Annotated in this window: 12 protein-coding genes; 8 read left to right on the top strand and 4 right to left on the bottom strand. The window is 69.9% G+C overall.

Annotated elements, in window-relative coordinates; translation table 11 throughout:
* Positions 1–42: 42 nt before the first annotated feature.
* A complete protein-coding gene (locus tag ASD84_RS10045) occupies positions 43–651 on the top strand; it encodes an ACT domain-containing protein (RefSeq protein WP_056709622.1) in 609 nt (202 codons plus the stop codon).
* Positions 652–661: 10 nt separating this feature from the next.
* Here ASD84_RS10045 and ASD84_RS10040 read toward each other — a convergent pair whose 3' ends face one another.
* Positions 662–1108 (bottom strand): nitroreductase family deazaflavin-dependent oxidoreductase, encoded by a 447-nt coding sequence (locus tag ASD84_RS10040; protein ID WP_056709620.1) that lies wholly within the window; start codon positions 1106–1108, stop codon positions 662–664.
* A 75-nt stretch (positions 1109–1183) separates the two neighbouring features.
* On the opposite strand from ASD84_RS10040, the gene ASD84_RS10035 reads away from it, so the two are divergent.
* Positions 1184–1648, top strand: coding sequence for an SRPBCC family protein (locus tag ASD84_RS10035; protein ID WP_056709618.1), 465 nt, complete (start codon positions 1184–1186; stop codon positions 1646–1648).
* A 10-nt stretch (positions 1649–1658) separates the two neighbouring features.
* On the top strand, positions 1659–2603 hold the full coding sequence (locus tag ASD84_RS10030) for a 1,4-dihydroxy-2-naphthoyl-CoA synthase (RefSeq protein WP_056709611.1): 945 nt from the start codon (positions 1659–1661) through the stop codon (positions 2601–2603).
* Between the two features lie 12 nt (positions 2604–2615).
* On the opposite strand, the gene ASD84_RS10025 is transcribed toward ASD84_RS10030, so the two are convergent.
* From ASD84_RS10025 to ASD84_RS25070, 3 genes are read right to left on the bottom strand one after another with little or no spacing between them, the layout of a single operon-like run.
* Positions 2616–3083, bottom strand: coding sequence for a hypothetical protein (locus ASD84_RS10025; protein ID WP_056709609.1), 468 nt, complete (start codon positions 3081–3083; stop codon positions 2616–2618).
* On the bottom strand, positions 3080–3913 hold the full coding sequence (locus ASD84_RS10020; RefSeq protein ID WP_056709608.1) for a hypothetical protein: 834 nt from the start codon (positions 3911–3913) through the stop codon (positions 3080–3082). The genes ASD84_RS10025 and ASD84_RS10020 overlap by 4 nt, the downstream gene beginning before the upstream one ends.
* Complete coding sequence (locus tag ASD84_RS25070) at positions 3910–5043, bottom strand: hypothetical protein (protein WP_056709604.1); 1134 nt, start codon at positions 5041–5043, stop codon at positions 3910–3912. The genes ASD84_RS10020 and ASD84_RS25070 overlap by 4 nt, the downstream gene beginning before the upstream one ends.
* A gap of 100 nt (positions 5044–5143) precedes the next feature.
* Here ASD84_RS25070 and ASD84_RS10010 point away from each other — a divergent pair, with 100 nt between their 5' ends.
* The 5 genes from ASD84_RS10010 (at position 5144) to ASD84_RS09990 (ending at position 12604) form a co-directional block, all read left to right on the top strand.
* Positions 5144–6031, top strand: coding sequence for a hypothetical protein (locus ASD84_RS10010; protein ID WP_156391741.1), 888 nt, complete (start codon positions 5144–5146; stop codon positions 6029–6031).
* Positions 6028–6729 (top strand): hypothetical protein, encoded by a 702-nt coding sequence (locus ASD84_RS10005; protein ID WP_156391739.1) that lies wholly within the window; start codon positions 6028–6030, stop codon positions 6727–6729. Before ASD84_RS10010 ends, ASD84_RS10005 begins: the two co-directional genes overlap by 4 nt.
* Before the next feature lie 291 nt (positions 6730–7020).
* The gene (locus ASD84_RS10000; protein ID WP_056709601.1) at positions 7021–9225 is read left to right on the top strand and encodes a hypothetical protein; all 2205 of its coding nucleotides are present in this window, start codon (positions 7021–7023) and stop codon (positions 9223–9225) included.
* Positions 9222–12083, top strand: a complete 2862-nt coding sequence (locus tag ASD84_RS09995) for a copper resistance protein CopC (protein ID WP_056709600.1) — start codon at positions 9222–9224, stop codon at positions 12081–12083. Before ASD84_RS10000 ends, ASD84_RS09995 begins: the two co-directional genes overlap by 4 nt.
* Entirely contained in the window at positions 12080–12604 is a 525-nt protein-coding gene (locus ASD84_RS09990) for a DUF4395 domain-containing protein (RefSeq protein WP_056709599.1), read from the top strand. The genes ASD84_RS09995 and ASD84_RS09990 overlap by 4 nt, the downstream gene beginning before the upstream one ends.
* Positions 12605–12612 lie beyond the last annotated feature (8 nt).

Here is a 12612-nt window from a genome sequence, read left to right as displayed (position 1 = left end):
CCCGCAATCCGCTGGAAACGCTCGCGGGTTAGTGTCGAGGCCATGCCGTTCCTGTTGCGCGTACTGCTGCCCGACGTCCCCGGTTCGCTGGGTCGCGTCGCGACGGCGATCGGTATGGCCGGGGGCGACATCGAGGCGATCGAGATCGTCGAGAAGCGTGACGACGGCACCGCGGTCGACGATGTGCTGCTCGAGCTGCAGCAGGGCATGATGCCCGACTCGGTGGTCTCGGCGTGCACCTCGATCGAGGGTGTCGAGGTGTTGTGGATCAGTCGCTATCCCGCCGGCGGCAGCCTCGTGATGGACCTCGAGGCGGTCGAGGAGCTCACGGCCTCGCCCGAGACGGCGTACGACAAGCTGATCGACCTGCTCCCCGCGACCTTCCGCGTCGACTGGGGCGCCCGCGTGCACCGCGCGAAGGGTGTCGTCTACGGCACCGGCGCTGCTCCGGACGACTTCGAGTTCATCGAGATCGAGACGCCGCAGCGCCTCGAGTCACCGGAGGACGAGGTCACCCTGTTCGCCGCAGCCCGGCTCGACGGGAACGAGATCGTCGTCGTCGGCCGTCGTGGTGGCCCGGAGTTCGCGGACTCCGAGATCGCCCGGCTCGGCCACCTGTGCGGCCTCACCGTGACGATCGCGAACGCCTGACCAGCGTTGGTCAGTCGCTGATCGGCTCGAGGACGAAGACCGGGATCTCCCGGTCCGTCTTCTCCTGGTACGACGCGTACGTCGACCAGGTGGCGACGGCGTGCGCCCACCACACGGCGCGCTCCTCACCCTCGACGATCCGGGCGCGATACGACTTCGCCTTCGGGCCGTCCTGGAGCTCGACCTCCGGGTGGGCGACGAAGTTGTCGTACCAGCTCGGGTTCTCGGGGGCACCGCCCTTGGAAGCGACGGCGACGTAGACGCCGTCCTTCTCGACCCGCATCACCGGGTTCTTGCGGAGGTTGCCCGACCTGGCGCCGACGGACGTGATCACCACGATCGGGTCCTTGGAGCCACGCAGCGTGTTCGCCTTGGCGCCGCCCGATGCTTCGTACTCCGCGACCTGGTCGCGGACCCAGTCCCAGCTGCTCGGAACATACGTGCCCTGAAGTGTCATACCTCCACAAGACCACGCGGCCGACCGGTATTCCAGGGACCCGCGGCCACGAGCCGCCGTACGGTTCAATGCGGCATGGCCGAAATCCGCGTCGAGACCGACATCGCAGGCAGTGCCGAGGAGATCTTCGACCTGATCGTCGACCTGCGTGGCTACACGCGCTGGTTGCCGACGTCGAAGGCGTTCCCGGGCACGACCGAGATCAGCGAGGGCCCGGTCGGTGTCGGTACGACGTACGTCGAGTCGAGTGCCGACGGCACTCGTCGTGGCACGGTCACCACGTTCGTCCGGCCGACCGCCGTTGCGTTCCACCAGCCCATGACCATGCGTCCGCGGCTGCTGGGAACCGTCGACATCACGGTGACCTACGCCCTGACGCAGACCGGTGCCACGACGCACGTGCTCCGGGTCGTCGAGCTGACGCTGCCGCTCCCCATGAAGCCGTTCCGGCCCGTCGTGATGCGGGCGTTCCGGCAGGAGATCGAGCGCACCGTTGCTGCGCTCAAGGCCTACGTCGAGGGCGACAAGTCGGGGGACTAGCGTTCCTCCCATGAGTGCCATCGACGGTGTCAGCGAGATCTTCGACGCGAGCCAGTGGGACGTGGTGCCCGGGTTCGAGGACCTGACCGACCTCACCTACCACCGCGCCAGGGAACACGGCACGGTCCGGATCGCCTTCGACCGGCCCGACGTGCTCAACGCCTTCCGCCCCAACACCGTGGACGAGCTGTTGCGCACGCTGGACCACGCGCGGATGAGCGCGGACGTCGGTTGCGTGATCCTCACGGGCAACGGCCCGAGTGCGAAGAACGGCAAGTGGGCGTTCTGCACCGGCGGTGACCAGCGGATCCGCGGCAAGGCGGGCTACCAGTACGAGGACAAGTCGATCGGTGCGTCCGACACGGGGGCCGAGGAGCCCAGCGTGATCGACAAGGCGAAGCTGGCGCGGCTGCACATCCTGGAGTGCCAGCGCCTGATCCGGTTCATGCCGAAGGTCGTCATCTGCGTGGTGCCCGGCTGGGCAGCCGGTGGCGGCCACTCCCTGCACGTCGTGTGCGACCTGACGCTCGCGTCGAAGGAGCACGCACGGTTCAAGCAGACCGACGCGGACGTGGGCTCCTTCGACGGCGGCTACGGCTCGGCGTACCTCGCCAAGATGGTGGGCCAGAAGTTCGCCCGCGAGATCTTCTTCCTCGCCGAGGAGTACACCGCCGACGAGATGCACACGATGGGCGCCGTCAACCGGGTCGTCGAGCACGCGCAGCTCGAGACCGTCGCCCTCGACTGGGGGCGCAAGATCAACGGCAAGTCCCCGACCGCCCAGCGGATGCTGAAGTACTCCTTCAACCTGCTCGACGACGGCCTGGTCGGCCAGCAGCTGTTCGCCGGCGAGACCACCCGCCTGGCCTACATGACCGACGAGGCCCAGGAGGGACGCGACCAGTTCCTCGAGAAGCGTGAGCCGGACTGGTCGCCGTACCCCTGGTACTACTGACCGACCTCGGGGCTAGGCGCGGCAGACCTTGGTGACGTACTTGTCGATCTGGTCGAGTGCTTTGCCGACCAGGTCGGAAGCCCCCTTGATCCGCGCGTAGTCGCCCTTCGCGGCTGCCACCAGGTACGCGCCGACGGTGTTGAGGTCGTCCTTGAGTGACGCTGGCGCGGCTGCGGTGACCTCCACCCAGTCGTTGACGATGCTGGCTGCGTTCTCCGCGTCGGAGATGTTGGTGAGGTAGACGGCCGTGAGGCTGTCGCACAGCGCCGAGACGTGGGCGGCCGAAGGCGTGGGTTGGGCGGCCTTGCGGTCGGGTGCCTGGTCGCTCGAACCGCCCGCACCCTGCGGTCCGGACGCCTCCTGGCCCGGCGCGGCGACCTCGGTGATCTCGGTGGAGCTGCCGGAGGAGAAGGTGCACCCCGCCAGGACCACGCTGACCAGCGCCAGGGCGATCCCTGCCAGGGGACCGCGGGGGCTCACCGGGACCCGCCGAGGGCGGACAGGTCGAGGGCGGACAGGTCGAGCCCCGTCGGGCTGGACACGCTCGGCGCTCCGCGCTTGCTGGCGGCGAGGAGTGCGCTCTGCAGCTCGACGATGCATCCGCCCAGCTCGTTGTGGGCCAGCGCCTGGGAGTACGGCGCCAGGGCTGCCGCCAGCTTGGTCTCGGCCTCGAGGAACTGGGTCCGGTAGGGACCGTAGAGGGGCGCGATGACGTCCAGCCCACGGGTGAGGAGCGTGCCCAGGCTGGTGACCAGCGGGTCGATGATCGGCGCGACCGCGGGCTCGATGCCGGGGTACTGGGCGAGGATCGGTCCGAGGAGCTGGAGCTCCGGCTGGTAGGCAGACGCGAGGGCGAAGGCCTCGGCGGAGAACGGGCCGAAGGCCGGCGCGAAGGGCACCAGCGACTGGAGGCCGCCGCTCTGCGGGTCGTCGTCGAGCTTGACCGGGCAGGGCGGGATGCCCCGCCCCCCGGGCACGCCTTCCTCACCGGGCGTCTCGGGGCCTTCGGGTGGCGGGGTTGGTCCTCTGCCGTCGGACGACGGCTTGTCCGTGCCGGCGGAGACGCCACCGTCACCGATGGGTACGGCGGCGGGCAGCGGGGTCCCGGGCACGGCGGGGAACACCTCGACGGCCGACGCGTCGACCGGCACCGCGGTGGGCGCCCCGTGGACCAGGGGCACCGGGACGCCCGCGAGTGGGGCGCTCGTGGTGGAGCTGACGTCGTCGACCTGGACGGCAGCCGCGCCGATGACGAGGACGTCGAGGAGCAGGACGCCCAGCGCGACCTTGCGGATGAGGGGCAGGTTCATGACGCGGCGGCCTTCCGCGCCCCGCGACGCTCCAGGACCCGGGTGCCGACGACCAGGCCGAGCGCGACGACGGCGAGGCCGATGGCGAAGGCGGTCAGCGGGCCGGACACGCGCCACTCCGTGTGTCGTTGCGTGATGGTCTGGCCGGCAGTTGCACCGGCGACCGGAACGGGCGCACCTGCGACGGGCGCACCGGCGACGGGCGCACCAGCGGCGGGCGCACCTGCGACCGGTGCGCCGGCCACCGGTGCCTGACCGGGCACCGCCGTACCGGGCACCGCCGTACCGGGCACCGCCGCACCGGGCACCGCCGCACCGGGCTGCGCCTGGCCAGGGTTGGCCGCGGAGCCGGAGCCCGCGGACGCCGAGCCCTGTTGCGTGGAGCCGGGCGAGCCGGCCCCGTTCGCGACGGCCGGGACGAAGACGCCCTCGAGGTGCCACTTGCCGGTGAACCTGTCGAACGGGCCGCCCTGCACCTGGCTGGCCCACTCGAGGGTGAAGCGGCCCGTGGCGCGGTCGTAGGTGCCCGTCGCGACCTTCGTGTTGCCGGGTGTCGAGCCGTCGGGCTTCGGAGCACCCTGGTTGAAGTACTGCTTGTTCCAGCTCACGGTGAACGCCCGGAGGTCGGCCGTGAGCTTGTCCCCGCGCAGCGTCACCGTCGGGACCGGCACCGACCGCCCGGTCTGGGGCTCCTTGGCGGCGGTCGCGGTGGTGAAGGCGGTGCCGTAGTACTGCGCTGGCGCGGTGATTCGGTTTGCTCGTGCGTTGCCCGCCGAGTCGAACGCAGGCTGGGGTGCGGCCTGGTGGGCGACGGTGCTGAGGCCGCCGTCCACGCCCGGACCGAGCGGTGTGTACGACTGGTCGCTGCAGGGTGAGTCGCCGTTCGACATGTACGGACCGTTGACGGTGCCGCTGGGCAGGATCATCCGCAGGTAGGTGCCCGCGATCTTCCCGCCCTTGCAGCTGCCCGCCGAGAGACGGAAGACGCCCACCAGCCGAGATGCGGTGTCGGCCTCCGAGGGCGGCGCCGCCGCGGTCGAAAGAGATGCGAGCGTGCCGGCGATCAGGGCGAGCAGCAGTGCCAGCCACCGGTGACGTGAGTGCGCGCGGCGCAGGGGGAGGGTCGTCATGGCGTCGTTTCTGTCAGGGCGGAGCAGCCCGGGGAGGGAACCCGATAAAGTATAGTGATCTAGTGGACAATAAGAAAGAAGCGGGTGGGTGGGGAATGTGGTGACGACGCGTGGAGGTTCGGCACGGCCGGTCGCGGTGGCGCTGGCACTGGTGGGACTGGGACTGGCTCTCGCCCCGGTCGTCTTCGGGATGTTCCATCGCGCGCCCCTGGGCGCCGAGATGATCCAGGACTTCGCTCCGTTGATGACGAAGGAGCGGCTGGCGGGCTTCCAGGGGCACCTCGCCGGGATCGACGCCTCGGTGCAGGAGCTCGACCCGCTGGTGGAGGAGCAACCCGACATCGGCAGTCCGTCGTACGCGACGTTCAGCAAGGACTGGCCCGAGATCCACACCACGATGACGTCCCTGATGGACCAGGTCGCGGCGAATCGCGAGGGCTACGACGCCGTGGCGTCCTTGCCGGACTTCCGCCTGTTCCCGTGGTTCTTCGCCGTACCGGGGGTGATCATCTTCCTCCTGGCGGGGTACGCCGCGGTGACGGGGCGTGACGGGTGGTGGCTGCGGGGGCCTGCTGCCGCGATCGGCGTCGCCCTGGTCGTGCTGCCCTTCGCTGTCGGGATGTTCCACAAGGCGCCCCAGGGGGCGCAGATGATGGGCGCCTTCGAGACGATCGAGACCACGGAGAACGTCGCCCGGATCCAGGGCTACTTCGCCACGATGGCGTCGGGCCAGGGTGCGATCCGGCTGGACATCGCTCCCGAGCTCGTCCGCGCCGGCGTGCCGCACCCGGCAACCGAGCGCCTGGACGCCGAGTGGATCGGCATCCTCAACGACATGACCCCGATGATCGGCGCGATGAGCGACAGCGTCGACAACTACCAGGCGGTCGCCTCGCTGCCGAGCTTCCGGCTCTTCCCCTGGTTCTTCGTCGCTCCAGGTGCCGTCCTCGTCCTGATCTCGTTCATCCCTCGAAAGGCACGACCATGAAAATCACTGGACCGTCGTTGCGGATCGCTGCCGTCGGCGCACTCATCCTCACGATCCTCACGGGGTGCGGATCGTCCGAGGAGGAGAAGCCCGCAGGAGAGGCACTGGTCGGCACGTTCCAGCTCGACCCCGGCCACTGTGACGCGAAGGGGGCGACCGGCTCGTACTTCCGCATGATCCAGCCCGGAGGCACCGTCGAGAAGGGCGGGTACTTCCTCAATCCCGACTCGAAGTGCCCCGACCAGTCCTACTCGGTCGCGATCGCGGGAACCGACCGTGGCCTGGTGACCGGCACCTTCCAGCCAGGCCCCGATCCGGCGTTCAATGCGCGAGGCGACGCGCTCGCAGGGCAGATCACCCGACCGGGCACCTTCACCGCGATCAAGTTCGCCATCTCGACGCAGTCGGTCGACCCGGGGACGGGGGAGAAGCTTCCAGCGCCTGAGGTCCGCAACGACGACGGGAAGCTGTCGGGACAGCTGACGGCGTGGACGGCAGCCTGGAACAACCTCTACTTCAACCAGGGATCGCCCAAGCCCGACGGGACGACCGAGGGCCTCACGAGCCCGGTCGTGGGGACCTATGACGAGGAATCCGGGCGCTTCGAGCTCTCGTGGTCGAGCACCATCGAGGGCGGACCCTTCGACAGGTTCAGCGGCAACTGGCACCTCGAGGGGACGTTCGTCGCGTCGAAGTGAATGGCGTGGCAGGTGGGGGTGCCACCAAAACCCAATCACCTCTAAGTCACCTAAAATAGTATGGTTAGATGTCACCATCGTCTGTAGGGAGTCGATGGCCGCTGCGGCCATCGATGGGAGGCAGTCGAGAACTGCTGGACATGTACGGCGTGGACCGCGTCGGGTCGAACTGGGAGCACGACCTGGCCTGCTCGGGTGCGGAGCTGGGAGCGGTGCGTCACGGCGTCGTACCTGTCCATTTTCTCGACGTCGGCCGATCGGTCACGTCACCGCACGTACAGAGGAAGGCACATGCACAGCATGCACAGGAAGAACCGCGTCACACGCGGTATCGCCGTTGGCCTGCTCAGTCTCGGTCTCCTGACCGCGACCACCAGCACCGCAGCAGCTGACGACACCACAGATCCGGGCGGCGTCCCGGTACCGGGTCTCGATTCCCTGAGTGGCGGAGGCCTGGCGTTGCCGGGTCTCGACGCGCTCGGCGAAGGGGGTCTGCCGTTGCCGGGCCTCGACGTACTGGACGGCGCCGGTCTCGACGGGGACGGCGCGCTGGGCCTGCTCGGTGACCTGCCGATCAGCGCGGAGTGGCTCGTCAACACGCTCAGCAACGCGACCAGCCTCGGCAAGGTGAAGAACAACACGGTTCCCGGCGCGATCGCGCGTCGCGACAAGGCCACCGCCGAGTGGAAGGCTGCCCAGGCGAAGTACGAGGCAGGGAAGGGCCCGCAGCCCAACCCGCTGGCGAAGCCCGAGTACTCCGTGGTGTGGTCGGCGAAGCAGAACGCTGCGGACATCAACGCCGACGTCATCAGCAAGTTCGTCCAGAACGCGACGATCAACCCGCAGGGCCTGCTCGACCTGCTGAACCCGCAGTTCCTGCCGGGTCTCGACGGATTCCAGGTCATCGACGGTCGGGCCAAGAACCTCGACGGCACGGACAACCCGGACTACGGCCGCGTGGTGAACTTCGTGCAGCTCCCGCTGCCCTGGGGCCTCGAGAACGAGTCGCACCACATGCAGTACGAGTGGAATGACGGTGACCCGATCCTCGCCGGAGGTCTCTTCACCGGCACGACGCACGTGCTCGGCGCGTCGGACATCCCCAACCTCAAGCTGCTCAACGAGATCCCGGTGACCTCGACGCCGGGCGGCTCGATCGCCGACGCGTACGAGAACGGCCCCGGTGGGCGCTTCTACCTGACCCTCATGGGTGGTCCGCTCGCCAACTTCGGTGGCTCGCCCGGCGAGGTGGTGACCTTCAAGCCGCACCCGACCAAGGGTGTCGTGGTCGAGTCCGAGTCCCCGGCCGGCGGCGTGCTCGGCGCCAACCCGAACGGCATCAAGGAGCCCTGCTCGCTGCGTGAGGCACGCCCGCTCGGGACCTGCGCGAACCCGCACGGCATCCAGTTCCGCAACGACCTCGGCGTCGGCATCACCTCGGACTACGCCGAGCCCCGCGAGATCGTCCTCGACCCGGTCAAGACGATCGACAAGTACGCCTTCCGCCCGACGGTCCGGACGTGGGACAACACGGGAGCCCATGCAGGAAAGCCGAAGCTGATCGGTGTCGCCCACGTCCCGAACGGCCCGACCGAGCCCGCGCAGCGGGCACACGAGCAGTACGGGATCATGGAGGCGGCCAAGACGTGGCCGAACGCCGACCGGTACAAGAACGGCCTGTCGTCCAAGGGCGCGTTCTTCGGCTCGATGTGCGGCGGTGGCCTGTTCTTCGTCCCTGACCTGACCAAGGCGAAGGGCGACTTCTCCGACCAGATCGTCCAGGTGTGGAACGACGGCCTGTCGATCGTGCAGACGGACGAGGGTCGAAAGTACGACGAGCCCGGTGGCTGCGCCGGCGGCGCCTGGCACCAGGTGTCGCCCAGCAACCGGATCCTCTTCCGAGCCGTCCAGGGCCGCAACCCCGGGTCGGACAACTACTTCGACCAGGGCTCGGCGAAGATCGTCTACGACATCGACATCTCGCCGCTCATCAAGAGCGCTGCCGACGGAAAGGTCGACTGCGACCTGTCGCGAGGCATCCACAACGGCACCCTCGACATCACGGGCATCCAGCTGTGGAACAAGCTCGCCCAGGGCCAGACGGTCGCGGACTGCCCGCGATTCATCTCCGCCCTGCCTGTCGCCGACGTGACGACGGGTGGCCCGCACTGGGGTGCCCTCGACAACCACACCGTCGACCAGTGGGGTACGCCGTGGCGGCTCCAGTTCACGGACTACTTCGTCTCCCGCACGGGTGTCGACGGTGACCACCGCCTGTACGCGGTGAACATCACGCCGTCGGGCAAGCTCAGCTACGACGACTCGTTCCGTGACGAGAAGACCGGCGGTCTCGGCGTCAACTTCAACCGTCGCAACTGGCCAGGCAACCCGGATGCGGGCTTCTACAAGCCGCACTCCGAGCTGTGGGTGACGCCGCCGGGGATCTCCACCCCCAACGCGTCGGGCAAGGACCTCTCCTACCGGGACTACCGTTGATCCTTCGGCAGTTCGTCGTCGTCGCGGTCGTCGCGCTGTCTGCCCTCCTGGGCAGCGGCGCGGCGCCCGCGGCGGCGCACCCCAACGCAATCCAGTCCACGCCGGAGGCGGGCTCCGTCGCCCCCGAGGCACCCAAGGCGATCTCCATCGCGCTCAGCGAGCCTGCGGTCGCCCGCGGCTCGACGCTCAAGGTCACCGGCCCCGACGGCAAGGTCGTTGCGACCGGACCCGTCACCGAGAAGGCCAACGGGCAGATCCTCTCCGTCGTGCCACGCACCACGTTGGCCAGTGCCATCTACACGGTCCGCTGGTCCGCCCTCGGCGACGACGGCCACGTCGTGTCCGGATCCTTCCGGTTCGGCGTCGCGGCCGCCAACGGCGACGACCCGCCCGGGGCGGCGTCGCTCACCGGTGCCGGCCAACGGCCCGAGAGCAGCGCCGCCGGGGACAGCGCGATCCGCTGGGCGGGCCGCTGGGCGGGCATCCTGGTCGCCTCCGTCCTGTTCGCGGGCCTGCTGCTCCTGCACCGGCTGCGCCGGGCGGACGAGATCACGCCCGCAGCCGAATCACGCATCCTGCGCTTCGCGCCGATCGCCTGGCTGGTGACTGTGTTGGCCGCGTTCGCCGGTGCGCTCACCTCGGCGACGGCCGGCGCCACGGGAGAGCTCGACGTCGGGCTGCTGACCGACTCAGCCACCGGGCGGGCCGATCTCGCCCGGCTCGCGTTCGTGGCTGTGGCCACCGTCGCCCTGCTCGTCGTACGACGCCAGCGCCGGGTGCGGGCCTGGGCCGGCCTCGTCGCCGCGGGAGGCGTGCTCGCAAGCTACGCGTTCTCCGGCCACGTGCTGACCGAGCCGTCCGTGCCCTATCTGCTGGCTGTCGTCGTCCACGTGCTCGCCGCCGGCCTCTGGCTCGGCGGACTCGGCGCGGTCGCGCTCGCCGCACGTGTCGGCGGCGTCGAGGTGCGCACGGCGCTACGGCGCTATGCGGGGATCGCGATCGGCGCGCTCGTCGTGGTGGTCCTCACCGGCGTGGCTGCGGCGATCCGGGAGGTCGCGCACTGGTACTTCCTGACGTGGTCGGGCTACGGACGCGTCGTGATCGCGAAGGCCGCACTGGTCGTCGTGATCGCGGTCATCGGCCTGATCGCCTGGCGTCGCTCCCAACGCGAGCGTGAGGCCGGACCCGGTCGTGCCGTGGGCCTCGAGCTCGTGGTCGGCGTCGTCGTGCTCGCCCTCGCCGTCACGTTGGGCGCCTTGGTCCAGGGCCGCGAGCGTCCGCTCCCGGCGCAGGTCGGGACGCTGTTCGCCGGTCCGGCGGCTGCCACGGCAGTGCTGGACACCGGTACGGCGGCGGTCGGTCTGGCACCTGCCCGGGTGGGCGACAACGTCCTCACCGTGGCCCTGCCGCCGGAGACCCCGACGGCGGGCAAGGTGTCAGTGCTGCTGTCCGGACCTGGCGAGCAACCGCGCACCCTCGAGCTGCAGCAGAACGGAGGGCGTACCTGGTCGGCTCCGGTGGACGTCTCGTCGAACGGTCAGTGGCGTGCCGAGGTCACGGTGAACGGCGGCGAGCCCGCCCAGGCCGTGGCTCTCGAGGTCGGTGTCCCCGAGGCGCCGGGCGCAACACCCGTCAACGTGATCGCTGTGGCCGACCTCAGTGGGCCCGCGGCTGAACGCTGCCGTGCTCACGTTTTGGGGGTCCAGATGGCGCTGGCCAGGGTCAACGCTGACGGCGGGCTCGACGGCGGACGGAAGGTGGCACTGCTGACGCTCGACAGCGGCGGCACCGCCGACGGCGCGAGGAAGGCCGTGGCCCGGGCGCTGCGTGCGGGCGGCATCGCTTCCGCCGGCACCTGCGGCGGGGGTGGCTCCGAGGCTGTCGAGGCGATGGCCGATGCCGACATCCCGGTGGTCGTGGGCGATCCCGCCGTCGACCCCACCGAGACGCCGGGCGTGTTCCGCCTGGTGGCCGACCCGTTCGCGCAGGGCATCGCCCTCGGACAGCTGATCCGGGGCCGGATCCAGCCGGCCGGCGTTGCCGACGAGCCGGTCGTACGCGCTCTCGTCGCCGATGACCTCCAGGGCCGACGCCTGCTCGCTGGCCTGAAGCTCGGAATCACGCCGGAGGCAGCGCCGGAGGGCTTCGCTGACCCCTCGTCGCGACCGATTCCCGAGGTCGTCCAGCTCGAGCCGGGTGCCCTGGCTGCGCTCGACGACGGTGCCCTGACGCGCGTCATCGACGCTCGACGGACCACGGCACTGGTCGTGGACCTGCCGAATGCCGGAGGTGCCGACGTCGGCGCCATCGAGCGACTGGGACGGGCCAGGGGCGACAAGGTCCTGACCTCGCCGATCCTGTTGTCGGAGCGGGTGCTCTCCGAGACGGTGGTCCGTGCCTCGGGTGCCCTCGGTCACCTCGGCGCGGTGCAGGGGGTGAGCGAGGTCTCGACCTCGTCGACCGACGGCGTGCTCTACCGGATGGCCGTTCCGCAGCTCTTCCGCGGCGAGCTCGCCTCGCTCGACGGGTTGCGGGGGTACGCGGCCGGCCGAGCGATCGCGGAGGCGTTGGAGACGGGGACCTCCTCGAAGGACATCGTCGCGTACCTGAGCTCGCCGGACGTGTTCAGCTCGGCGCTGCTCGCGCCGTGGAGCCGGCGTTCTCCGGGCCTGGGATCGACCGCGGTCGTGCCCCTCCAGCCGCAGTTCCTGGCGCCGACGCTGATCCCCGGTTCCTCCGGTGGTGAGCGGCAGGACGACTCCTACTTCCCCGAGGGGAACTGGACCGTCACCTCCACCGCACCGCTCGGGCTCGTGCCAGGTCTCGGCCTCTCATCGGAAGGAAGTCCCCGACCATGACAACAGGTGTTCCGGAGTCGTTGCTCCGCCGTACCTTCAGCTTCCCGCACCCGGTCAACGAGAAGGCCGCCCGGGTGGTCGCGGGTGGCGTCGTCGCCATCGCCACGTCCGCCCTGCTGCTGGGCCGCCTGGTCAGCACGGACTGGCTCTGGCTGAGCCTCCCGCTGGCGCTGGGCTTCGTCGCCCGTGCGCTGACGGGCCCGACGCTCAGCCCGCTCGGACGCCTCGCCAGCAGCGTGATCGCTCCTCGTCTGGGACCGGCGAAATCCGTCGCTGGGCCTCCGAAGCGCTTCGCCCAGGTCATCGGCGCCGTGGTCACCGGGTTTGCCGCTGCCGCCGTCGCGTTCGACCAGTTCGTCCTTGCCGAGGTCCTGCTGGGACTGATCATCGTGGCCGCCGGGCTCGAGGCGTTCCTCGCGTTCTGCCTGGGCTGCACCATCTTCGGCTGGCTCATGCGGGCCGGACTGGTCCCGCAGGAGACCTGCGAGGCGTGCAACAACCTCGCTCTGCGGCGCGCCTAGGTTCACCC

The sequence above is a fragment of the Nocardioides sp. Root682 genome (assembly GCF_001427795.1).
In the GTDB taxonomy this organism is placed as follows: domain Bacteria; phylum Actinomycetota; class Actinomycetes; order Propionibacteriales; family Nocardioidaceae; genus Nocardioides.
The sequence above is the reverse complement of the archived record's forward strand: the minus strand, read 5'-3'. Positions and strand labels throughout refer to the sequence as shown.

Coding starts and splice junctions, on each gene's coding strand:
- ASD84_RS10045 (WP_056709622.1), top strand. CDS start 43: ATGCCGTTCCTGTTGCGCGTACTGCTGCCCGACGTCCCCGGTTCGCTG.
- ASD84_RS10020 (WP_056709608.1), bottom strand. CDS start 3,913: ATGAACCTGCCCCTCATCCGCAAGGTCGCGCTGGGCGTCCTGCTCCTC.
- ASD84_RS09990 (WP_056709599.1), top strand. CDS start 12,080: ATGACAACAGGTGTTCCGGAGTCGTTGCTCCGCCGTACCTTCAGCTTC.
- ASD84_RS10005 (WP_156391739.1), top strand. CDS start 6,028: ATGAAAATCACTGGACCGTCGTTGCGGATCGCTGCCGTCGGCGCACTC.
- ASD84_RS25070 (WP_056709604.1), bottom strand. CDS start 5,043: ATGACGACCCTCCCCCTGCGCCGCGCGCACTCACGTCACCGGTGGCTG.
- ASD84_RS10030 (WP_056709611.1), top strand. CDS start 1,659: ATGAGTGCCATCGACGGTGTCAGCGAGATCTTCGACGCGAGCCAGTGG.
- ASD84_RS10035 (WP_056709618.1), top strand. CDS start 1,184: ATGGCCGAAATCCGCGTCGAGACCGACATCGCAGGCAGTGCCGAGGAG.
- ASD84_RS10040 (WP_056709620.1), bottom strand. CDS start 1,108: ATGACACTTCAGGGCACGTATGTTCCGAGCAGCTGGGACTGGGTCCGC.
- ASD84_RS10000 (WP_056709601.1), top strand. CDS start 7,021: ATGCACAGCATGCACAGGAAGAACCGCGTCACACGCGGTATCGCCGTT.